The sequence below is a fragment of the Clostridium fungisolvens genome (assembly GCF_014193895.1).
In the GTDB taxonomy this organism is placed as follows: Bacteria; Bacillota; Clostridia; order Clostridiales; family Clostridiaceae; genus Clostridium_AR; species Clostridium_AR fungisolvens.
Genome location: NZ_BLZR01000001.1, coordinates 3886032 through 3910843 on the forward strand (window position 1 = coordinate 3886032; position 24812 = coordinate 3910843).

Here is a 24812-nt window from a genome sequence, read left to right on the forward strand (position 1 = left end):
CACTTCCTATCTTAAAAATCCAGTCAATGGCGATGATGCTTCAGCCATAGATTTCTCAACACCTAGTTTAGCTAAATATCCTTTTCTTCCACCTTCAACTGCAAGTTTAAAAGCTTCAGCCATAAGTACCGGATCTCCGGCTGTAGCAAGTGCAGTATTTATAAGTACAGCCTCAGCTCCCATTTCCATAGCTTCTGCTGCATCTGATGGCTTACCTATCCCTGCATCCACTATGATTGGAACCTTTATTTCATCTATAAGTATTTGTATCATTTCCTTTGTCCTAATTCCTCTGTTACTTCCAATAGGTGCTCCAAGAGGCATTACAGCAGCTGCTCCTGCACTTACCATTCTTTTAGCATCCATGATATCTGGATTCATGTACGGAAGAACTATAAAACCTTCTTCCGCTAATACCTCTGTTGCCTTTATAGTTTCATAATTATCTGGGAGTAAGTATTTATTATCTGACATAATCTCTATCTTTACCCAGTTACCACAGCCTGCAGCTTTTGCTATTTTTGCAAGTCTTATAGCTTCTTCAGCATTTCTTGCGCCAGAAGTATTTGGCATTATAACACAATTGCTTATATAATTTAATATATTTTCTTCTTCATCACTAAAATTAACTCTACGTAAAGCTGCAGTAACAACTTGAGTTCCGCTAGCTCTTATTATATCTGGAATTATTCTATTTGAACCATACTTTCCAGTACCTACAAAAAGTCTACTTTTAAGTTCTACTCCACCGATATTTAATAAATCTCCCATTATATTTCCTCCCCTAAAATAATTCTTACTGCTGCATTTGCTTCATGATTAGCTGCAACTGCAACTCTTGAAGCCATAAGCCCACAGCCTATTGCCGCTTCTGTTTCCATATCTCCAACCATATAAAGATTGTCCTTTAGCTTTCTAGTTATAATAGAATTACTGCTGTAAAAGCCCGAAACACCAGAAGCAGCTATTATTTTCTTATCTTTCATACCACTTAAAACAGTTCTTACCAAAGTTGCTTTTGCTGAAGGATCATCAAAAGCCTCGATTATTATATCAACATCTTGAAAAATATCTTCAATATTACTTTCATCAAGCCTAATATCTTTTATTTCAACATCTACGAAAGGATTACAATCATTTATTATATCTTTCATAGCTTCTGTTTTCTTCATACCAATATGTCTTACAAAATAATACTGCCTATTCAAATTACTAGGTTCAACTATGTCAAAATCAATGAGCAAAAGCTTTCCTATACCCATCCTTGCTAAGGCTACTGCCGCATTGGACCCAAGACCTCCAAGCCCGGCAATACCAACCTTAGCTTTTTTAAGTTTCTCATGAACAAAGGGGGTATGCCTCGCTACCATAAGAGCCTCCAGCTCTTCCTTAGAAGGCATCTCTCCTCTTTTTATTAAAACAATCTTATCTAGTGCCTTAACCTTTATATCTTGCTTTAATGGAAAGGAGTTATATATTAGTATATCTGCATCTGCCTTAAAATCTTCTCTTATAGAGTAAGCTGTACTATCATCTGCTACTTCCCTTAGAACCTCATTTACATATATTCTCAATTTAGCCTCCTCCTACAAATCTTATTAATTCTACTTCTGAATCAGATCTTAACTTTTTAATCGAGTATTCATTCTTATCAATAATTATTCTATCTACTTCTACAACAACTTTATCTGAATTTATCTTTAGTTCTTCTAAAAGTTCTTCTACTGTTATGTTCTCTCTGAACTCTTTCTTTTCTCCATTTAATAGCATCTATTACAACTCCAAATATAAATTCTTTATTTTAAAATCTTCTAAATATTTAGATCCTCATTGTTTAATATCTTTTTCATGGTTCTCATAGAACACATCTTTCCACACATTGTGCAGCTATCTGGGTTTTCTGGTGAAGATTCTTTTCTGTATCTTCTTGCTTTTTCCTCATCTATGGATAGTTCAAACATTTTCTCCCAATCTAGATCTGCTCTTGCCTTACTCATTGCATTGTCCCAATCCATTGCACCTTTCACTCCTTTTGCAATATCTCCAGCATGAGCTGCTATCTTTGCTGCTATTATTCCTTCCTTCATATCTTCTAAGGTTGGAAGTCTTAAATGTTCCGCAGGTGTAACATAGCATAAGAAATCAGCACCACTAGAAGCCGCAATTGCACCACCTATAGCTGAAGTTATATGATCATACCCTGGAGCTACATCAGTTACTAAAGGTCCTAGTACATAAAAAGGGGCTCCATGGCATAGTTTTTTTTCCAAAAGCATATTAGCTTGTATTTCATTTAGAGGCATATGTCCAGGTCCTTCAATCATAACTTGTACATTTCTTTCCCAAGCTCTCTTTGTAAGTTCACCTAAAGTAATCAATTCCTTTATTTGTGCTGGATCAGTAGCATCCTTTATAGAACCTGGTCTACAAGCATCCCCTAAAGAAATTGTAATATCATATTTTTCGCAAATATCTAAAAGCCTATCATAATACTCATAAAATGGATTTTCAGCTTTATTAAGTTCCATCCATGCAAAAAGCAACGAACCTCCTCTTGAAACTATGTTTGTAAGTCTAGGATTGTTTTTTACTATCTTAGCAGTTTCTTTGTTTAGTCCTGCATGAATTGTTACAAAATCCACTCCATCTTCTCCATGCTTTTCCACTACTCTGAAAAATTCATCCACAGTTATATCCTTAAGATCTTTATCATAGAAGCCTATAGCATCATACATCGGAACTGTTCCAAGCATTGCAGTAGACATGTCCACAATCTTTTTTCTTAGGTGTTCAGTTTTTCCATAGTTAGATAAATCCATTATTGCTTCAGCCTTCATATTTATCGCAGTTCTCACTTTTTCCAATTCAACATCAAGGTCACAACAGTCCTTTGAAATTCCTAAGTTTACATTTATCTTTGTTCGAAGGCCTTGTCCCACACCTTCCGCACTTAAAGATTTATGATTTTTATTTGAAGGAATAACAACTTTACCTTCAGCAATAAGTGTTCTTAGGACTTCTACATCTAGTTTTTCCTTTTCTGCAACTACTTCCATTTCCTTAGTTATAATTCCTTTCTTAGCAGCATCCATTTGTGTTGTGTAATTCATACAATAATCTCTCCTTAAATATAATTTTTTTAATAAAGAAAACAAAAAAGCAGTCAATTGTAAGAAATACAAAAGACTGCTTAACAGCATATTTATTCAAATAAAAAAACTTGCAAAAAGCAAGCTTAAGTACGAATAAAGCCCTTGCTTCCCTACGATGGTTCTAACCATATCAGGTTCATGGAGTTAGGATAAAGTATCCCTCTCAGCCTTGCGGCACCCCCAGCAAATATCTGGTATATTTAATTTTTATTAGTTTTACATGACGATTATACCTCTATTATATTTATTTGTAAATTAAATATTGGTTATTTACTGCTTTAAATTTCTAAGTTTAGCTATTATAAGTGATGTTATAGGAAATAATATTTCTGGAATCCAAGCATAGACTGGATATATATTTGCAGCAGTATATGACTGATTTACTGGTGATTCATACATAGTAATTGAAAATATTATGCTAATAATAACTATAGGTGAAACCATATGTTTGTAGGTTCTAAGTTTAAGAATTTGAGCTAAGCTTAATACAGTTCCATAGCAGAATATCGCAATTTTCATGAATACATTAAATAACAATACAACTGCTATTAATGATTCTAGCCTGCTGATAATATCAGCGATATCTATTAGCTTTGCAACTTGAAGTGAAGACTGAATCTCCAATTCACCTACTATTCCGAGGGCTAGTGTATTTCTAACAACAATCAATAGGAAAAATGCTACGCCTATGAACATCCCTTTGAAAGAATATTTCTTTATATTTTCTTTATCTCTTACGCTTGGAAATATCATTAGAAATATTAAAAGTTCTCCAAATGGTATTACAGTTATTACATTTACCCCATGTAGAAACTGAATTGAATTAAGTTGAAACATAGGTAACATATTTTTAATATCATATTGCTCAAAAAGCATGATAATAATTATAATGGCTATTACTATTGTAAAAACAGTAAAAAACGGTGCCATTCTTGCTAGAACCTCTAATCCTTTCCTAATTACATATATACAAGCGATACTTATAGCCACTATAAAGACAATAATATCTGTTTCCTGCATAAGAAAAGTAGAGAAAAAATCAGCTATAAATCTTAAATTTGCAGCCACTATGAACCAAAAATGATATATATAAATGATTGATATGAATTTTCCAAGATATTTTCCATATGTAATATCATTTATCTCTATAATATTTTTTTCTGGAAAGCGCTGAACCAAATTTAAATAAACTTGCAGCAAAAAGCATAGTATAAAAATACTTACCACAACTACCACCCAAGTATCTTGTTTAGTAACTCCACTTATAAAAGTTGCAGTGAGCGTAGATCCTTGAAGTAAGGCTATTATCAGAAACATTAACTCTGAGCTTGATATCATGCCCTTCTCTATCTTCATAATCAGCACTTCTCCCATTATAGTTTCAAACTTATTTATGTTATCTAGCTTAGTGATTCTTTCTAGACTTTTTATAGCCTATCAGAAGTTAATGTAGTAACTTCCGGATATAATGTTTTTTAATAAAATATGTAAAAAAATTAGTATACAAATTCTATTTATCTATAATTTAAATGAAGTAAATCCTTAATTATATATTGTAAAATTTCTACTGGATTGAATATAGGAATTCTCAAAACATAAAATATACTTATAATTAATGCGATTAAAGTAAATATCCCAAAAGCTAGCAATTCTCTAAATTGCCTTTTTCTCAGTAGCTCTGAAAGTTCCATAAGTATTATAATTACAAAGGAAATAATCATCAAAAACATATATTCACCTCATAAAATATGCTTCTATTTTCCTTGATAAGTAGATGGCTTTGTTATTTTACCCATTCTTCTTATTTTTGCATCTACTTCCACATTAACAGTTATTTTCTGAAACTCAGTATCCCACTTATTCTCAATTGCCTTCCACTTCTTTGGTTTATATTTATATATCAGATCTCCAAATCCAAATACATCTGCATTCATTTCTTTAGCTTTACTCCAGGTAGACAAAACTTGATTGCCAATATATAAATTTTCATTTTCCTCAACAACCTTGATGATTTTTGGTATTGACAAATCTTCTGAAGATGTTTGTTCCAATATATCTCCTTCTGCATCAATATATATATTCATATATATATGTTCACCTTCCACCTTAGGTTTTATATGAGTCTTTGCTCTTAATATTCTTACAGCCACTTTATCATTTCCATTTGGAGAATTTACTGTAATCGTTCCATACTTTACCTTATTTATTCCCCATAGCAGCCCCATGGATTCACTTTCATTAAGCTCACCTATCATTTTGTCTTTTTTAAAAACGGCTGTGCTTGCTATATAAGGTACCTTTGTTTTCTCATCAACTGTTTTCATATCTATTATTGGTATAACTGGTGAAGTGGTTTTACTCATTAATCGTGCCGTAAATTCTTTAAAATTTATGCTTGGAAGTTGAGATACGTTTTTTTCATTTTTAATCAATTTGCCTATATTGATCCCTGGGTCATCCTGTGTATTAGTATTAGTTTCAAGAATACTTGCAGCTTCCCCATTACTTACTAGCATCCAAGTTAAAGGTCTCATCTCTCTTTGTCTTAAAAAGAAATCCAATTGTTCACTTATTCCTTGCTGTGCTAAATCTTTGTTGAATATAACTACTTGATTATGTGCGAAGAAAAGTTCTCTATTGTATTCTCTGCTAATGTTCTTAAGAGCATCTGAAACATTTTTTCCCTTTTCCTTAATATTTATAAACTGTGCTTTACCACCCACCCCTGAGTTAGACTTTTCAAGTTTAGGCACTCCTATCTGAGCTGTAATATTTAAATCTTCCGCCTTACTTGATTTATCTAGAGCAACGCCAGTTACTATTCCTAATTTATTTAACTCTACTGAACTCCAACAGGAAGTAAGACTTAATGATAGGATTACACAAATGGACAACATAATTGTATTTTTTATATTTTTCATAATTTCACTTCACCTCTGTATCAACTATAGAGTTCCTGACTCAACTATGATTTTGTATGCTCCCAAAATCCACAGAGACTAGATCCTACAATTCATATATATTCTCCAATGCATATAGATTAAATTCCACTAAGATAATGCCTTATTAAACACTTAATTTTCTTCTTTATCATTAAAATTAGGCTTCATATCTTCATCTTGTCTGAAAATATTTTTCCATGCAATCGAAACAGGCCTTTTATTCATTTTCCATAAAGGAGCTCTTACTAGTGTATCCTTTATATCATCCTTAACTAATGGAGCTAGTGGAGAGAAATACGGTACCCCAAAAGACTTTAAGGATACTGCATGTGCAAATACGATGAGTATACCAATTCCTAGCCCGAAGATTCCAAGTGCTCCTCCTAATATTAAAAATACTATTCTTAATATAGATACAACATCCGTATATACTGGAACCACGAAGCTTGACACAGCAGTAAGTGCTATAACTATTACTAGTAAGCCACCTACAAGTCCAGCTGACACAGCCGCTTCTCCTATTACCAGCGCTCCAACTATACTTACCGCCTGACCTACTGGCCTAGGCAACCTAACTCCTGCTTCTCTTAAAATTTCAAATGTAATTATCATAAGTCCTGCTTCTACAACTGCAGGGAAAGGTACTCCCTCTCTTCCGGCTGCCATAGTAAAAAGAAGTGTAGTAGGTATTAATTCCTGATGAAAAGTTGAAAGCACTACATAAGTTACTGGAGCAAATATACTTATAAAAAAGCACATATATCTCAGCATTCTTATCATACTAGCTAAATATGGTCTAGAATAATAGTCTTCTGCACTTTGAAAGCCTTCCACAAATAGCATTGGCATGGTTAGTACAAACGGAGTACCATCAACTAAAATACAAGCTCTTCCTTCTAATATCTTTGCTGCAGCAGTATCTGATTTTTCTGAATTTCCTATTGTGGGAAATATAGACTTAGGCTCATCTTCTATTAGTTGTTCTATATATCCAGACTCTAAGATTGCATCTATTTTGATTTTTTTAAGTCTCTCTTTTACTTCCTGTATTAACTTAGGGTCAGCTATATCTTTTAAGTAGGCTATACATACACTGGTTCTCGTTTGTCTTCCTACTCTCATTGATTCGAAGACCAAATTTGGACTTTTTATCCTACGTCTTATTAAAGCCATATTAGTAGCTATATTTTCTGAAAATCCCTCTCTTGGACCTCTTACAACAGCTTCTGTTTTTGCTTCCTCCACACCACGACTTTCCCATGCTTCTGAATGGATTATTAGTGCTTCCTCTGAGCCATCTAGTATAAATATGGTTTCTCCTGATAAACATGCATCTATGATTTCCTGCTGAGAACTAGTTCTTTTTGAATGTGCTACTGAAAGCATATTTTTTTCTATAAAATCTATATTAACTTTTATATTTTTAATATTAGCAATTTTGCTATCATACATGAAAACTTTCATTATAGTTTCATTTATAATAAAATTCTCGTTTAAGCCCTCAACATATATAAGCCCTGCACTAAACTCACCATTATCACCGAAAGAAAATGTCCTATAGATAATATCTAAACTTTCTCCGAAAATCTTTTTAAAATTTTTTATATTATCTTCTAATTTATTTGATATTTTTTCTGTATGCTTGTTATTATCTTCTGTTTTGCCCACTGTTTTTCCTGAATCTTTGAAATTAAGCTGTTCCTGCTCCATCAACAAACTTTTCAGTTTTCTGCCTATGTATTTAAACATTTTTTACTCCTATTTATTAAATTATTATGTTGTTGTAAGTTATCTTTCCCTAGTTATATCCACTTAATCATTTCTTCTCCTTTTAACGTTATTTACTTCATTTATAAACTGTTGATTCTTATATTTAACCTTGAATATAAGAAGAAAAAGCTGTAAAACCGTGTAAATAACTATTACTAATAACAGTATCCACGTCATTATTGTAAAAAAGGTTATATACCAATCCTTACCTTCAAAGAATCTTTTAAGAATATCTATGATGTCCATAATTACTCTCATACCAGTAAAATCCCCTTATGTTTTATAAAAATCCAACATCCGAAACCCATAATTATCAAACCATTAATTTTAAACTTTAACATCTACTTTAAAACTTAGAATTAATTATATCTTCCTAGTGATTTATTTCTTAAGATTAAAATTCAATCCTCTTTCTTTTCATCCAGTACACAAACAGTATAAGAAGTGGGATAACATTAGAATATATTAGCATAAAATATGTTGTTTCAAAATTAGTGAGCCATTTGTGATAAGCATAGTTTGGTTCAAAGGTCATTACAAACCACAATTGAAAGGCTCCTAATAGCAATAAGCTAATATTTCGATTTTTTATCTTTAAAACTATACATATTATATTGTTGATAGCATTTAAGTATATAGTCATTTTAAAAAAACCACCTATAAATATGAACACCACTCCTATAGCGTCTATATTACTTATAACTCCCTCAATATTTATAAGCTTAATAGCTTCAATAAAAGGCACAGTAGCTATGGAAGTGTATTCAGCTCCTAGTACACAAATATCCATGACAACAGAAATACATAATAATAACCCTGAAAAAAATATGACTTTCATTCCTGTTTTTCTTACCTTATTTTTTTCTATGGCATGGTTCCAATACATTAGAAAAACGTAGGTTTCTCCAAAAGGAAACATAATAACTGGAGGCAATTCCTTTAACACCGGTTTGATTCCTTCCCCTAAAACTGGTAGCAATTCCTTAAACTCAACATTTCCAGAAATATATATAAAGACATATATAAATAACATAAAAAAAATAATTATGTAGAAAAATATCTCACTTAATCTAGCCATTGTGTCTACACCTTTAAGAATTATAAATATGCTAGTGGATATAAATATAAAAACTATTATTATTAAAGGTGTTTCTGGAAGTAGTGTTAGAATTATCAACTCTCCAAACTCCCTTGCATTACGAGATGCATGCCTAAAGAAGGGGACAACATACATTATTGCAACAATTAAACCCAGCTTATTTCCTAATACCAGTTTAATTATCTCTACATAATTTTTAGCAGGAAACTTATTCTGTATTTCTGTATAAACCCACATATAAACTAAACCTACTATAAGAGCTATAAGTATAACAATCCATGCATCCTGCTTAGCTCCAATCCCTAATGCAAAAATTGTAGTACTTCCTATTTCGAATATAAACATAAGTGTAAACAACTGATGATTACTTAGTTTAGTCATATCTTTTATTTCCTTCTTTTGTTTTATGAATGTACCGGTTCGTAATAAAATCTATATTTTTAAAATCTCTAACCAAAAGCCGCGAGAGTTCTAAAAGTAGATTCCTGTTCAAACTGGTACATCTTTAATAGTCACCTCTACCTAAGCTCGTAACCTTTACTTTTGCATTGACTACTATTTCAGATTGGCTTATCGCCTTATCCCAGTCCTCCCCAGTTTCTCTCCCATACTTCGCTATAGCTACCCTACCCAAATCTAAAATATCAGTCTGATACTTGCTTTTTATATCATTAATTAAATCATTGCACTGTTTTTCTACAAGAGCTTTCATATCATGTTCAAACAGTTTTATGTTCTCCTCCTTATCATACATTTTCTTATATACTTCATTTGATATTACTTCAGCCCTTATATTTAGGTTTATTGTAAATTTATATTTACCATCTTCTTTAACACACTTGATTTTTCTCTTAGCTTTAGCCATTACATTTATATATTCATTTGGACTCTTTTGTAAGGTAAGTATTCCTTTTACATTATTCTCTTTTAGCATATTGATTACCCTAGTTTCCCTAATATCAGCTTTACCGATCATCTTGTCTTTATTAAATATGGCAAGACCTGTAACTCTAACCTTATCTCCATCCGTTTCAACATATGGAAGAAGCACATTTCTTCCTTCTGCATCCACTCTCACTATGACATCATTGATAGAATACTGCATCTTAAAAAAATTATATTCTTCAAGATTCTTAATCATATTTTCAATATACTCTACTGAACTTTGATACCCTGGAATATTGAATTTGAATAGTTCTTCTGCTGTTCCATTACAAACGACACATATAACTCTGTCATTAAAAAAAGCATTATTAAAATTTATATCAATCCAATTCCTTAACCCATATCTCGCAGTTTCTTCTCCAAAAGCATAAAGACGCATTATTCCTAGTGTCAGCTTCTTATCAGACTCCAACTGTCTAGTTTGCCTTGTTTCACCAAGATTAAGCCCCTTTCCCACTAATACCTTGGTAGCTACAGCCTCAGTCCCTCCAATTGTATATGTTAGTATTGGCACACTATATACAACTTGCCCCATATTCCTCTCTATATCAGCTCCTAATCCAACTGGCAATTCTAGATTTTCTACTAATTCACCAGTTGAGTTTATAAAAGATACTAAAAGTATTATTAAACTTGCTATTATAACAAAGACCTTACTTTTTTTCATTCACATCCCCTCTTTTCATTTTTACAGCAAAAGCTGTTATTGTTATAAAAAATAAATTGAATAGAACATATATGGGTATTAACTTTCCTGTTACTTCCTTTCTTTGAACAGTGTTTCCATAGGCCAATGATAATATTACTATAATAGGATATAAGACCATTGCTATTTTATCTGTAGATACCTTAGTCAATATTTGACTTATTCCTTGTATTATTGAATAACAGTATGTAGACATACATTTAAGTATTATGAGGGCCCATAAGGACATAAAAATAAATCTAAAACTATTTACAACAGGTATATTTATAGAATCAGTCAATCCTAAAACTGGCCATAAATATTTAGGCGAAATTTCTATACCTAAGTAGTATATTGTTAAAAATACAGTCCATACATAAAGAAACATTAAAAAAATAATACTTGTCATACCATACTTGAATAATTTCTGTTTTTGTTCTAAAAAAGGATATATAAGAAATACAACTTCAAATCCAGTATAGAAAAATGCTGTTTCCCTAGAAGCTTGTAAAATCTTCACTATACTCGTCTCAAATACAGGCATAATATTAAGTATAGTTCCATTTATAAGCGATCCTGAAGGAATAAACATTAATATTAATGTTAGATAAAATATAATCACATTAACTCTTGCTAAAGGCTTAATCCCCTTACAGGCTATATAGATCACAGCTAGTAATGTTACTGATATTATCTTATAGGTATTCAAAAAATTAACAACATAAGTTTTGAATACATTACTAAATCCAGATATCTCTGAACTAAGAACAAATATGAAAAATGATACAAATAAGATGTTTAATATATTTCCAAAAAACTTACCAAAGCATCTTTTACTTAAATCTAATAAATTTTCTTCTGGAAATTTACTGCTCAGATATTTTGCAATTACCAACATATATAATGGGTATACAGCTCCTACTATGCAACTAATCCAAGCATCCTGTTTTGCGTATTTTATTAATCCATTTGGTATATAAAGTATCCCTACTCCTAGCATTGATGATACTAAAGTCAAAGTAAATTCATTTGGTGTTAAAAGCGCCCCTTGTTTATTTTTCACCGTTATCACTTCCTACCTTGCCTTGCCTTATTGGATTACTATTTGGTATAGCTTTAGGTCTGTCATTAAGTTTCTTATGCGGTGCTCTTATTATAGTATCTTTAAGATCTTTCTTATAAAAAGTAAAGTATGGTATCCCTAAGTTTTCTAAAGAACATAGGTAGGAAAGCAAAACATACCAACCTACAACTATTCCTAAGACACCTAACCAATTTGCTAGTACTGTCATTGGATATGCAATGAGTCTTATTGCAAGTGTCATTTTATAATTAGATATAGCAAAGGAAGCGATTGTAGTGGTTCCAGCCACCAAAAGAGTAGTAGAACTTACAAACTTAGCTTTAAGAGCCGCATCCCCTATGATTATTCCTCCAACGACACTTAACGTCTGGCCTATCTTTGTTGGTAGCCTTAGTCCACCCTCCCTTAAGAGTTCAATTGTTATCTGCATGGCAACCATCGACATAAAAGGTGTAAGAGATAAATCTCTTCTGGATTCAACTAGAGTTTTAATAAACTTCAAAGGTATCATTTCTGCATTAAACTTTATTAAGGTTATATAAATTGAAGGGAATGTTATTACCACAAAAGCTGCACCAAGTCTTAAAAGCCTTACAAAGCTTGAAAGTACGGTTCTTCCATAATAGTCCTCTGGAGTTTGAAAAAACTCTATGAAGGTTGTAGGATAAGTAGTGATATAAGGAGTTGAATCTAGCAAAAAAGCTATTCTTCCCTCCATTATATGAGCTTGTATTGCATCTGGTCTCTCTGATCCAAAGGTTTGAGGAAATAGACTATATGGATGTTCTTCTACAAATTGTTCTATAATACCGTTGGCTGCGATAGAATCTACATCTATTTCATTTATTTTTTTCTTTAATCTTTCTAGATAATCCTTGTCAACAATGTCATCTATATACATTATTACTAAATCAGTCTGAGTCCTTTTCCCTAAAGTAAACTTTTCAGTCTTTAGATTTTTATCTTTAATTCTTTTTTTTAAGATAGCTATATTAGTCTGAACGTTTTCTATAAATCCATCTCTTGGTCCATTTAAAGAGGTTTCATTAGGTGGTTCTTCTATAGATCTATACTTTTCCGTTACTGTATCTATGGTGACATATTTATTTGAATTACCTAATATTAAAACTGATTTTCCTCTTTTAATTCCCTCTATTACATTATTGATATCTGTCTCTATAGCAACATTACTGACTGCAATGTATCTGCTACTTATATAATCTTCTATGTTGTCAATATTAGAGAGATTCTCATTAATATGGAGAAGTAATGGGGTTAAAACATCTCTATCTATAATATTTTTATCAACTGTTCCAGCAATATAAATCAAATATGCTTCAATTATATTTTGCTTTCCTAATAATAGTTTTTTCGCTATAAATTCATTAGGATGTCCTAGCTTTTCTTTTAACTCATTAATAGTGCCTTGAAGGTTCATTTTATCGCCTCCTGTTATTCCGCCTAAATAATACTTCTATTTTGTCCTTAGTATAAATAAATATTTATGGTAAATTATTGCATGTAAACTCAAATCAAACTTATTGATGAATGTGCAGAAAACTAGTCATCAAAATAATCATTGCACAATAAATGCAGATTATTGTATAAATAAAAACCATGCATATTAGGAACTTAATTTCCTTATCTATGCATGGACTTATGATTAGTAAAAATTAATAAATATATGCTCTATATAGGCTTTATTAGTTATACTTAAATACATTAAATTGCATAAAGATAGAACCTTGAATCATTCTTTATAAGTTGCTATCCATAATTGATGTACAAAGCAACTATACTTTACGATCCAGTAGATTTATAATGTTTTACTCCGAACTTCCATAGTATATTGCTTGGAATCCAAAATAAAACAGCAGCTAAAGGAGAAATCATATATAAAAATTCATTTCCTTTCGATTTTCCTATGATATATAAAAATGGATAGTAATTGATGAATGCTAGGGGAACTATAAAAGTAAAGAATCTAACCACCCACTTATTATAAATATTAAGTGGGTACTGTGCTAATTCCCTTCCACCATCAGTAAATATATTCATAAGCTCTAGTCCTTCTAAAGTAAAAAAACATATAGCTGCATATATCATAAAAAGTCCAGAGAATATACACACTCCCCCTAAAATCATGAAAGTTATTGTAATTATCTTATGTGTATCCCAATAAACGCCACCACTTATAATAGCATATGAGAATACACAAATTGCTTGTATTAGCCTCCCTACTCTGGTAAACTCAATTCTTGAACCTAACACCTGAAGTATCTCACTTCTTGGTCTAACCATTATTCTATCGAATTCGCCGTTAGAGATTATTGAAGAAAATGAATCAAATCCTCTTGCAAAACACTCTGCTAAAGAATAAGACATGAATATAGTGCTGAAGCATAAAAGCACTTCCTTAAAAGTATATCCCTCAATATTTCCAAACCTATCGAAAAGAAAATACATACTTAAAAACGAAAAAAAAGTAGTCATTCCTTGCCCTATAGTTGTTAGGAAGAAAGAAGTCTTATACTGCATCACAGACTTTAAATGCATTAAAAAGTATTTATAATATAATCTCATTTCTTTATCCTCCTTGAACTACTACGTTTTTTAATGCCTTTTTGATCATTATTTTTCCCAATCCAACAAGCATCAACAGCCAAATAAACTGAAGTATTAGCCTGTATAGGGCATCCACTGATGAGACACTACCACTGTATATTCTAAAAGGAGTGTTCTGCATAGATGCAAAGGGTAAAAAATTTATATATTTTGTAAACCAATCTGGCAGAAGGGGCAAGGGAACTAAACCACCTGAAAGAAAATCAGCCAGCATTACCAAAACCATTCTAATTCCCATAGGAGATACAGTATACATGGTAAAAATGTATATAAGCATGCAATATGCTACTACTAATAAAAATGCAACTACCATAGATATAAAAAATAGTACTGCTGAAATAATTGAAACTGGTAAATGAAATCTATACGGTTCTGGTAAAATCATTGCAACAAAAAGTATTGGAAAGCACCTTAGTATAGCCTTTGATAATCTATTGGCACAGCTTCTACTAAACCATAGATTATACAAATCTAGTGGTCTCACCAGTTCATACGCAACATTTCCACTAGTTATTAGATCAAATATGTCATTTTCAAGAAACCAAGTCATAAAAAGCGCTAGAAAGGCTTGCTGTAGCCAAATATAACTAGAAAGCTGAGTAAAGTTCATAGGTAAGTTTTTAGCACCACTTCTGTAGAAGGCTTGATATAGCATTATATACATAAAGCCCCAGGCAAATTGAGTTATAATTCCCGCATAGGCTGCAGCTCTATACTGTAATCCGTTTATAAACCTTATCCTAAAGAAAGATATATACCCTCTCATATGTTGTACTCCTTGTACATTCTAACTACAACTTCATCTATATTAAGTTCTCCGTCATTATTAAACTTATCTTTTAAATCCTGAAGTTTTCCGTCTAAAAGTACTCTCCCTTTTCCTATAAGTATCATTCTTTTAGTTAAAGCCTCAATATCTTGGGTATCATGAGTAGTTAGTATAACTGTAGTCTTCTTTTCTTTATTTATTTCTTTTATGAAATCTCTTACTGCTATTTTTGAAACTGCGTCCAAACCTATGGTTGGCTCATCTAGAAATAATATCTTGGGACTATGAAGAAGTGATGCGGCTATTTCGCAGCGCATTCTTTGACCTAGGCTTAGCTGCCTGGTTGGAGTTTTGATTATATCTTCAAGATCTAAAAGTTCTGTAAGCATATCTTTATTACTTTTATATTCACCATATGGAATTTTATATATATCTTTTAATAGTTCAAAGGAATCTGCTACAGGTACATCCCACCATAGTTGCGATCTCTGTCCGAAAACCACACCTATGTCTTTCACATACTCAATTCTATTTTTCCAGGGAACCTTTCCATTTATAACACAGCTTCCACTATCAGGATTTAGAATGCCACTCATTATCTTAATTGTAGTACTCTTACCAGCACCATTAGGTCCTATATAAGCAACCATCTCTCCTTCAGATATATTAAATGATACATCTTCAAGTGCATTAACTAAATCGTACTCTCTTCTAAAAAGAGATTTTAATGCTTTGCTAAAGCCAGGATTACGTCTAAAAACCTTGAAAGATTTAGAGATATTTTTTAATTCTATCAAACTTCTATCCCTCCGTTCTTATTGATATACCCCTTTATAATAAAATCTATATTTTCAAATTCTCCTCTCAGAATCCAGAGGAGTTTTTAAAATAGTTTTCGGATTGAAGTGGTACATCTATATTTGTATTTTATAAAATGCAAAAAGGAATGTCTTTTAAAGCAATACTGTAATTTTATAACAAATAATACATACCATCAATAGTAGAATCATACAAAAACTAATATCTTCCACCATGAAGGCTTTCATCTTGTTGTACGAAATTTTCATTTTAGAAAACAAAAAAAATCAGCTGAATTCTTTAATTCAACTGATAGAAGTTAGGGATCTGTAATATTATTACTACTATAGTTTTTATTATAAACCATAAGTATGAACATATTATTTCAACTTTGCTAATAATTGGTTAACATTTTAAACCCTCTTTAAAAAGTTTAATTTAAGACTATGTTTTAGCGTATCATTACTTAAACAAAGATTTGAACAACCCTTTTTTCTCGTTTTTTGAACTATTAAGCTTTTGTATTAGTTTGGCTTTCATCTCATTTGCAGTACTGTTATTAAAATCAATTTCTAACATCCTATCACATACAATCAAAGCTTCTTGGTATAGCCCCTTATAATTTAATAACCTAAGCTTTAAAAGTAATACATCTAGATTGTTTCCATCAATCTTTAATGCTATATTACATTCCTTTTCCGCCTCAGGAATTTTTTCTAATTGATAGAAAGACCAGCCTTTATTTTGATGCGCTACGATATATTTTGGATCTATTTCTATAGCTTTATCGCAATACTTTATACACTCTTCATATCTTTTAAGACAGTATAATGAATAACTTATGTTTACATAGCAGTTTCTTTGTTTTGGATCTAATTCTATAGATTTAAAAAAGTACTTAAGTGCATCTTCATACTTTTCTAATTCATTAAATATATGCCCTGCTGAGTAATAATACGGTGCATAGTTAGAATCGCATTCTATTGCTTGTTTATATAAGGAAAGTGCTTCTTCAAAATTGTTTTTCCGTTCCATTATTGTTCCTTTTAAGTCATAGAAACTATCCTTATACTTAACTTCTTCTAATTCAATAACATCATCTAATATTTTTAAAGCCTTATCTTCTCTAGAAGTACTTATAAGAGATTGTACCTTATAATAGTAAGATCCTCCGTTGTTTATATTTATTTTAATTGCAGAGTCAAAACAATCCACAGCCTCATCATATTTTTCAACATAATAGTAACATAATCCCTTTAAATAATAATATTCATCGTTATTTTCATCTAATTCTATTGCATAATCACAATACTCGATAGCTTCCTCATATCTACGAAGTTTCATTAATATTCTTGCCTTACAATAATATAACTTACAGTCCTTAAATCCCAAATCAATGGCTTTATTATAAATATCAAGAGCCTCATCATAAAGACTTACAGCAGTAAGAGCCTTGATCTTTATTATATAAGCATCAAGTAAATATTGATATTTATTAAGGGCAATATTGCAGGCTTCTAAACAATCTTCGTAAAGTTCTAAACCTAAAAGTGCCTCAGCTTTATTTTTATAAGCGTGAGCCATATTAGCGTCTAATTCAATAGCTTTATCAGCACATACAAGTGCCTCACTGTATTTTTGAACTATATTAAAAATATAAGCCTTGTTGTTATGAGCCGAAGAGCTCTTATCATTTATGTTTATTACTCTATCATACTGCTCTATTGCCTCGTCATATTTCCCTAACCTATCTAACATATCTGCTTTAAAAAAGTTTAATTCATAATTATTTTCGTATACTTCTAAGGCTTCGCAAACTGTTTTATATGCTAAATTATCATTTTTCAATTTAACCAGTACATGACAAAGAAGACAATACATATTTTCTGTAAAGTCTGTTTCTTCTCTAAGCTCTTTTAATATATCATAGCTTTCTTCTGGTTTTGAAGTTTTGAAGTAAGCTTCAGCAAGCTTATATTTCAAGTCCGTGTCAGTACTATCATTATTTAAACCACATAAAATATCATCAATATAAAAATTATAAGCTGAAGTCAATATTATATTGAAGTCATTTCTATAATGATATATGTCATTCAATATTTCCAAACACTTTATTGCTTCTTCATATTTTTCTAAACCTATGCAGCATTTACCTTGTGCAAGAAGAGCTCCAGCGTCATCAAACTTTATATTCAAAACTTTGTTATAATCGTTATAAGCACTAGCAAGATCCCCTAGTCTTGAATACAAATCACCTCTATAAAAATATGCATCAATATCCTCAGTATCTTTAGCTATTATATCTGTAAGTATTGCTCCAGCTTCATCAAGCTTCCCTTTGAAAATAAGATACCTTGCTTCCAATATGAGTAAATCAGGATGGGACTCACATATCTCTTTAGCTAAATCTATATTTTTATCAGCTGTATATAAATCATAGTCATCTAACGCACTAGATACTTTATTATAGGCTGATATAAATTCATCTTCTTTTCCTAAAACACAATCCTTTAAATGCTCATATCGAAATGTACTGCCTTTATCAATTCTATATATCACAAAATCAATGAAGTTTTTAGGAAAGTTCTTATATAGACTATCTTTTTTAGTACTCCAGGAAAAGTAACTATCAAACAGTTTCCAAACACCACTTGGAAAATTAAAGTTATCCATAATAAAGACTAAGATTTTCTCACTTATCTCTGAAGACGTATCTATGTTATAACAAATATCTTTCTCTAGGAGTCTCGTCCATTCTTCAATACTAAGTCTTCTTTCAAAGCTTTCATAACAAGCTTTAAATTGTTCCATAAAATCATCTACAGGAGATAATTCTTCTTTAATCGCTGAGTCTTTCTCTTTAGCTATTCTACACGCTTCTTCATAAGCAACCCTTAATTTCTTGAAGCCTTCTGGATCTTGCTCTGGTGAGTGTTTTGTCAAGAGCCTTGAATAAGCCTTCCTTATGTCATTTAAGTCCTCAGTTTTAGAAATACCTAGTACATCAAAACAACCCATCTAAAAATCCCCCTTAGTATCCATACTGTCAAATATTTCTTTTATCTTGTTCCTAGCATCATTTATTTCTCTTAGATCTTGCTTTTCAAGAACTTCCTCAAACTCGTTTATAAGTCTTCCGATTTCTTGTCTTACTAAACCAAGATTTTCTTCAAAAAGCCTTTCTCCTCTAGTTAATATGAGTTTATTTTCATGGTTTTCTCGTGGATGTATCTTTAAGCTGGCCAAACTTTCAATTCTACTGGCCACTTCTTGTTTAGTCATATATCCAGGATTTTTTTCAATTACTACTGTTTTTTTCACACCGGTAGATACTACAGTTGTCTCAACTTCTAATATTCCATTTATATCGTAAGTATATCTTACATCCACAGCTTCCTCTCCACCTAGTGCTGCCGGTACCACTACATTAAGCTCTCCAAGATATATATTATCTTTTGAAAGTCGAGATTCTCCTTGTAGTATCTCTACATTTATAAGCTTTTGATTATCATAAACTGTATATAATCTTTCAACTTTGCTTGCAGGTATTGTTGTATTTCTCTCTATTATTGGCAAAAAGTGTCCACTTTCATATTGTCCATGGGATTTTCTCACTGATACCGTAGTTCCTAAGGTATACGGACAAACATCCGTAAGTATAATTTCCTTAAATGCAGCGTCTTTCCCCTTCAATGCAGCTTGTACTCCAGCACCTAATGCTACTACCTCGTCAGGATTTATATTTACATAAGCTAACTTACCAAATAACTTACTAACAAAGGTTCTTATAGTAGGAAGTTTCGTAGCCCCACCTACCAACAGTATTGAATCAATATCACTTACCTTAAGTGATGCATCACTAAGTGCTCTTTCAACCGGAGTCCTTAATCTATTCAAAAGATTCTTCACGTTCTTTTCATAATCCTCTAAAGATATCTCACAGGATAATGATTCACCATCAATCTTAGAACTTAAATTTATAACCTTGTTTTCACTAAAAGCTCTTTTACCAACCTCAGCTTCTTTCTTTAAAAATGAATAGTCCTTTTCGCTTATTTCATCTCTTCTCTTATTATTATGCTTTAGGAACATAGCAGCCAGCACTTCTGTAAAATCTTCTCCACCTAGATAGTTATCTCCAGCAACTGCTCTAACTTCCATTATATTGTCAAACAACTCCAGTATTGATACATCAAAGGTTCCTCCCCCTAGATCAAATACCAAAAACTTGGTATCGGATTTAGCATGATGAAGTCCATAAGCTAAGGCTGCTGCAGTAGGTTCAGTTACAAGTCTTTCTACTCTAAGTCCTGCTAACTCCCCAGCTCTTTGGGTAGCTTTCCTTTGACTATCACTAAAATACGCTGGAACACTTACTACTGCTTCAGTCACTGGTACTCCAAGAAACCTTTCAGCATCCTCTTTTAAAGTTTTCAATATTAAAGCAGATAATTCTTCTGGTAGGAATTCTTTATCAGATAGCCTATATACTTTTTTACTCCCCATATTTCTCTTAAATATGGATGCACTAGCTTCTGGATGAGTTATCTGCCTTTCCTTAGCTATTTTCCCTATTAGAATTTCTCCATTATCATCTACACTTACAACTGATGGAGTTAAGCTTTCTCCAAACGAATTAGGAATAATTACAGGACCCTTCTCGGTCCAATAAGACACTAAACTATTGGTTGTACCTAAATCAATCCCTATATTAACCATATAACCTACCTCAATTAATTTATTAATTAACTACACCTATTGGTAAATTTATCCTTATTGTACTTATCTATATTTTATTATATTCGTTATATAATTCCAATAGTTTATGTAATCTCATTTTAATACTTAAAATTAATCACCTTATACTTTAGTAGATAGTAATTGAACTCGATAACTATATATACTATATTTACTTGGGGGTTAAACAAATGACAAAATCTTTAAAGAACAAATTAATGCTAAAGCTTTCCTTTGGTATAGTGTTATTAATCTTGCTAGTTGCTTTATTAAGTAGATTTTTTACCTTTCTTGATATGCATGGTAGGATGGGTAACATGGAGCAAATTACTTCAACTATGATTTTAGCATCTTATGTAGTAGCACTTATCCCTGTTATACTACTAATTTCAGCTTATTATTTATACAAATTCAAAAATCAGGAGCATGAAAGCATCCCTTTACTCTTAACCTTAACATTGACATTTTCAAGTATTGCAATTATAGCAGTTGGAAATGGTTTAGTTGAATATCATTTTTCAATATTTATGGTAATTGCTATCATTGCTTACTTCGATAACATAAAAAATGTATTAATAAGCACAGTAATTTTTGCTGTTCATCATTTCGGAGGATATTTTTTGTTCCCTGAACTTCTATGTGGAACACATAATTATCCATTCCAAATGTTGATGCTTCATGCAATATTTTTACTATTAACTAGTTCAGCCACTATACTTATGATTTCTACTAACCAAAAAAATGAGGTTTCTCTTAATGAGGAAAGATTAAATAAAAAGAATGAGATTGAAGAAATACTTAAGAACATATCTGGTACTATTGATAACTTAACCAACTACTCCGAAAATCTTTCTGGTAGTGTTAAAAACAGCTTAAGTCTTTCAAATGACATAAACTTTGCTATGAAACATATAGAAGATGCTAGCTTAAACCAATTTAACTATACATCTGAGAGTTCAAAAGCTTTAGCAGAAGTATCACAAGGTATATTTGATATAGCAACAGCTTCTGAAAGAGCTTCATTAAAGACTGTGGAAACAGTAAAAGAAGCTGAAAATGGCGAAAATGCAATCAAACAAGTAGTTAAACAAATGAACTCAATAGATAGTTCAGTTGGTAATGTTGCTGAAATAATCGAAGTATTTAGTAAACAATCAAAGGATATTGATCAGGTAGTTCAGGTAATAAGTGCTATTGCAGAACAAACTAACTTATTAGCTCTCAATGCCGCAATAGAAGCTGCTAGAGCTGGAGAAAGCGGAAAAGGCTTTGCTGTAGTTGCTGACGAAGTTAGAAAACTTGCTGAAGAGTCTCAAGAATCAGCTATAAAGATTTCTGATATGATTAAGAACATACAAGAAAATATTAATAATGCTAATAAAGCAATGAACATAGGTATCAAAGATGTTCGTACTGGTATAGATGTAGTTAATGAAACAGGAAGAACCTTTAACAACATTCTTCAGGCTATAGACATAGTTAGAGATGATGTTTCCAAGGTTGCTAGTGTATCACAAGATGTATCGGCTGCTGCTCAACAGGTTACAAGTTCCATAGAACAAGTTGCTGAACATGCAGACAACAATTCTAATAAGACACAGGAAACAGCTCACTCAATAGTGCAGCAAAATCAATATTTAGAGCAGATGTTTGAAATCTCTGAGAAGCTCGAATCAACTTCACGAACTCTTCAAGATTTAGTTGATAGATTCAATAATGAGAAAAAGTAACTATGCAAAAGGAGAAAGCTTTTAAAGACTTTCTCCTTTTGTTATAACATAAATTTTTTAAAAGTAAATTATACTATAATTTATTCATTAAGTTTTTGAACTTCTACAAGACAGGTGTGATAGGAAGTTCCAAAACCCATGTCAGTAATCATATCTTCAATTAAATTGTTAACAGATAGCTTTGTTTTTTCTGATAAACCTTCAAAGATATTTACTGCTCCTGGTTTTATACTTTCAACGATTTTAGCCTTTACAAATACCTCGCCCCTATGATTATATACCTTTACCATATCTCCACTATTTATATTTCTTATTTTAGCATCTTCTGGATGTATGTGAATAACCGGAGTAAATATATCGTTTAGTCTCTTGCTTTCAGTAAATTGAGAATTTATCCTTTCTAAAGCATGTGCAGTTATCAATTGAAGTGGATATTTCAAATAATCTTCTTTAGAAGAATACTTACTTTCAAATGGTTCTTCATATACTGGAAGTTGATTAACACCCCAATCTTTAAAGATATCCTCTGAATAAAACTCTATCTTCCCACTAGATGTTTTAAAATCCATATTTCTAAAGGCAATCTCATCATAGTCTTCAGCAATATATGGTTTATTCTTCATTTGCTCAATGGTAGTATTTAATCTACTGAATTTTATAACATTACTTAATATCTCTAAATCATCGTTTGGAAAGTACTTCATATCAAAGTTAAACTTTTTACCAAGCAGCCTGTATATTTCTCGATCTTTTTTACACTCACCTGGAGAATTTACGGTTTTCTGTTTTAGTTGTATGTAAGGATGGCCGTATGCTGCTACCAAATCATCTTCTTCCAAAAAAGAAGCTGCTGGAAGCACTAAATCTGCATACTTAGCCGTATCAGTTAAAAAACTATCAGTAACTACAATAAAATCCAGCTTATCTAAATTAGCCTTTAACTTTCCTATATTAGGATTACTATTAAGCGGATTTGCTTTTTCCACCCACATAGCTTTAATTTTAGGACCATCTATTTTTTCTATTTCACTAGCTAACCTTCCCTTTGGTATTCTTAGCCTTACTCTTGTTGGTTCCTCAGGAAGGTATGGCCACTTAAGCATTCCTCCTTGACTTTCTCCAGCGTATATTCCACAGCCTTCTTCTCCAATACTTCCAGTTATAGCAGGCAAAAGTGAAACAGCTCTTATAGTTTGTCCCCCATTAGTATATCTCTGAAATCCATAGCCTAAAATCATTGCATACTTAGGATTTTCTTTTATAAGTTCTACCAATTTATTTAAATCTTCCAAAGGAACCTCTGTTAATCTACATACTTCTTCTATTGTATATTCTTTTAAAAACTCTTTATACTTTTCAAAACCTAAGGTATACTGCTCTATAAAATTATTATCTGCAATATTATTTTCCACAAGAACCTTTGCAATACCAATAGCTAATAATCCATCAGTGCCGCCTCTTGGGTATATATGAAGAGTGCTTTTACTACTCGATTCGTTTCTCCTTGGATCAATGGTAACAAGCTTTGATCCATTTCTCACCGCTTCATTAATAAAACTCATTGCATGTATATTAGTATGAGCTGGATTACCTCCCCATAAAATTATAAGTTTACTATTTAAAAGATCTGCTAAAGAATTTTGTGTTCTCCATCCATAAGTATATTTCATTCCTTCTTCAGCAGCCGGATCACACAAATCCCCTATGGTTCCTGTATACCCTCCGAACTGGTGCCAAAAGCTATAAGCATATTTTCTCATAACTCCAAAATTGCCACTACCTTGATAATAAAGCACTGCTTCTGGGCCGACTTCTGTTCGTATCTTTTCAAAATTTATATATATCAAATCTAGGGCTTCATCCCAAGATATTTTTTCATATTTTCCTTCGCCTCTAACACCAGTTCTTTTTAGGGGGTACAATATTCTCTCTTCACTGTTTATAATTTCAGGGTAAACTCTCCCCTTTGCACATATTTTTCCTCTTGTTACTGGGTTATTATCATTTCCTTCTACCTTTATTACCTTATCACCTTTAACATAAGCCTTTAATGGGCAGGTAGCAAAGCAATTTTTTGAACATACAGTATTAACGGTCCTAATTTCATCTTGTCCCATATATAAAGTATCCCTTCTATAATAAAATATAATTTTTCACATCTTTAAAAATTTACTAAAGAGTAAAAATATATTTAAAGTATACCATATAAGGCTATATATTCTATGGTTTAATATTGCGATCTTCTTGTTTAAGACCTATATTAAAATCATTATTTTTTATTGTTAAATATAATTATTTTAAGAATACAATTAATGCTTTTCAGCATATTATAAATATACCCTCTAGGGGTTCCTTTTTATACCATTGAATATTGAATATTTATTGACTATAATAACATTAAATTATTATTAACCCTTACTAATTCTTAACTATAAGTTATAGTTGCATATATGTTTAAAAATTATTACACTTCAAA

Annotated in this window: 20 protein-coding genes and 1 riboswitch; of the genes, 1 reads left to right on the plus strand and 19 read right to left on the minus strand. The window is 31.6% G+C overall.

The genetic code is table 11. The features are described from left to right. Positions 1-6 precede the first annotated feature (6 nt). The 18 genes from bsdtw1_RS17125 to bsdtw1_RS17210 all read right to left on the minus strand — a co-directional run bounded on the left by bsdtw1_RS17125 (position 7) and on the right by bsdtw1_RS17210 (position 20588). Entirely contained in the window at positions 7-771 is a 765-nt protein-coding gene (locus bsdtw1_RS17125) for a thiazole synthase (protein WP_183278765.1), read from the minus strand. After that, complete coding sequence (gene thiF / locus bsdtw1_RS17130; RefSeq protein ID WP_183278766.1) at positions 771-1574, minus strand: sulfur carrier protein ThiS adenylyltransferase ThiF; 804 nt, start codon at positions 1572-1574, stop codon at positions 771-773. The genes bsdtw1_RS17125 and thiF overlap by 1 nt, the downstream gene beginning before the upstream one ends. Before the next feature lies 1 nt (position 1575). After that, complete coding sequence (gene thiS, locus bsdtw1_RS17135) at positions 1576-1770, minus strand: sulfur carrier protein ThiS (protein WP_183278767.1); 195 nt, start codon at positions 1768-1770, stop codon at positions 1576-1578. 41 nt (positions 1771-1811) lie between these two features. Next, on the minus strand, positions 1812-3110 hold the full coding sequence (gene thiC, locus bsdtw1_RS17140) for a phosphomethylpyrimidine synthase ThiC (protein WP_183278768.1): 1299 nt from the start codon (positions 3108-3110) through the stop codon (positions 1812-1814). 132 nt (positions 3111-3242) lie between these two features. Next, positions 3243-3344: riboswitch (TPP riboswitch) on the minus strand. 78 nt (positions 3345-3422) lie between these two features. Further along, complete coding sequence (locus bsdtw1_RS17145; RefSeq protein ID WP_183278769.1) at positions 3423-4508, minus strand: GerAB/ArcD/ProY family transporter; 1086 nt, start codon at positions 4506-4508, stop codon at positions 3423-3425. Positions 4509-4666: 158 nt separating this feature from the next. Next, entirely contained in the window at positions 4667-4882 is a 216-nt protein-coding gene (locus bsdtw1_RS17150) for a hypothetical protein (protein WP_183278770.1), read from the minus strand. A gap of 24 nt (positions 4883-4906) precedes the next feature. Further along, positions 4907-6073 (minus strand): Ger(x)C family spore germination protein, encoded by a 1167-nt coding sequence (locus tag bsdtw1_RS17155; RefSeq protein ID WP_183278771.1) that lies wholly within the window; start codon positions 6071-6073, stop codon positions 4907-4909. A gap of 153 nt (positions 6074-6226) precedes the next feature. After that, positions 6227-7843, minus strand: coding sequence for a spore germination protein (locus tag bsdtw1_RS17160; protein WP_183278772.1), 1617 nt, complete (start codon positions 7841-7843; stop codon positions 6227-6229). A 63-nt stretch (positions 7844-7906) separates the two neighbouring features. Further along, on the minus strand, positions 7907-8122 hold the full coding sequence (locus bsdtw1_RS17165; protein WP_183278773.1) for a hypothetical protein: 216 nt from the start codon (positions 8120-8122) through the stop codon (positions 7907-7909). Positions 8123-8258: 136 nt separating this feature from the next. Continuing rightward, complete coding sequence (locus bsdtw1_RS17170) at positions 8259-9344, minus strand: GerAB/ArcD/ProY family transporter (RefSeq protein WP_183278774.1); 1086 nt, start codon at positions 9342-9344, stop codon at positions 8259-8261. A gap of 124 nt (positions 9345-9468) precedes the next feature. Next, a complete protein-coding gene (locus tag bsdtw1_RS17175; RefSeq protein ID WP_183278775.1) occupies positions 9469-10575 on the minus strand; it encodes a Ger(x)C family spore germination protein in 1107 nt (368 codons plus the stop codon). Beyond that, positions 10562-11656 (minus strand): GerAB/ArcD/ProY family transporter, encoded by a 1095-nt coding sequence (locus tag bsdtw1_RS17180; protein WP_244638180.1) that lies wholly within the window; start codon positions 11654-11656, stop codon positions 10562-10564. Before bsdtw1_RS17180 ends, bsdtw1_RS17175 begins: the two co-directional genes overlap by 14 nt. After that, positions 11646-13115 carry a spore germination protein gene (locus tag bsdtw1_RS17185; RefSeq protein WP_183278776.1) on the minus strand — a complete coding sequence of 490 codons (1470 nt, stop codon included), beginning with the start codon at positions 13113-13115 and terminating at the stop codon, positions 11646-11648. Before bsdtw1_RS17185 ends, bsdtw1_RS17180 begins: the two co-directional genes overlap by 11 nt. A gap of 362 nt (positions 13116-13477) precedes the next feature. Beyond that, the gene (locus tag bsdtw1_RS17190) at positions 13478-14260 is read right to left on the minus strand and encodes an ABC transporter permease (protein ID WP_183278777.1); all 783 of its coding nucleotides are present in this window, start codon (positions 14258-14260) and stop codon (positions 13478-13480) included. A gap of 4 nt (positions 14261-14264) precedes the next feature. Beyond that, positions 14265-15068: an ABC transporter permease gene (locus bsdtw1_RS17195; RefSeq protein WP_183278778.1), complete on the minus strand. Its 804-nt coding sequence runs from the start codon at positions 15066-15068 to the stop codon at positions 14265-14267. Continuing rightward, on the minus strand, positions 15065-15868 hold the full coding sequence (locus bsdtw1_RS17200; protein ID WP_183278779.1) for an ABC transporter ATP-binding protein: 804 nt from the start codon (positions 15866-15868) through the stop codon (positions 15065-15067). The genes bsdtw1_RS17195 and bsdtw1_RS17200 overlap by 4 nt, the downstream gene beginning before the upstream one ends. A 463-nt stretch (positions 15869-16331) precedes the next feature. Further along, positions 16332-18887 carry a tetratricopeptide repeat protein gene (locus tag bsdtw1_RS17205; protein ID WP_183278780.1) on the minus strand — a complete coding sequence of 852 codons (2556 nt, stop codon included), beginning with the start codon at positions 18885-18887 and terminating at the stop codon, positions 16332-16334. Further along, the gene (locus tag bsdtw1_RS17210) at positions 18888-20588 is read right to left on the minus strand and encodes a molecular chaperone HscC (RefSeq protein WP_183278781.1); all 1701 of its coding nucleotides are present in this window, start codon (positions 20586-20588) and stop codon (positions 18888-18890) included. Positions 20589-20797: 209 nt separating this feature from the next. Here bsdtw1_RS17210 and bsdtw1_RS17215 point away from each other — a divergent pair, with 209 nt between their 5' ends. Then, a complete protein-coding gene (locus bsdtw1_RS17215; RefSeq protein ID WP_183278782.1) occupies positions 20798-22336 on the plus strand; it encodes a methyl-accepting chemotaxis protein in 1539 nt (512 codons plus the stop codon). An 80-nt stretch (positions 22337-22416) separates the two neighbouring features. Here the strand turns inward: bsdtw1_RS17215 and bsdtw1_RS17220 are convergent, their stop codons facing one another. Next, the gene (locus tag bsdtw1_RS17220; protein ID WP_183278783.1) at positions 22417-24453 is read right to left on the minus strand and encodes a molybdopterin-containing oxidoreductase family protein; all 2037 of its coding nucleotides are present in this window, start codon (positions 24451-24453) and stop codon (positions 22417-22419) included. Positions 24454-24812 lie beyond the last annotated feature (359 nt).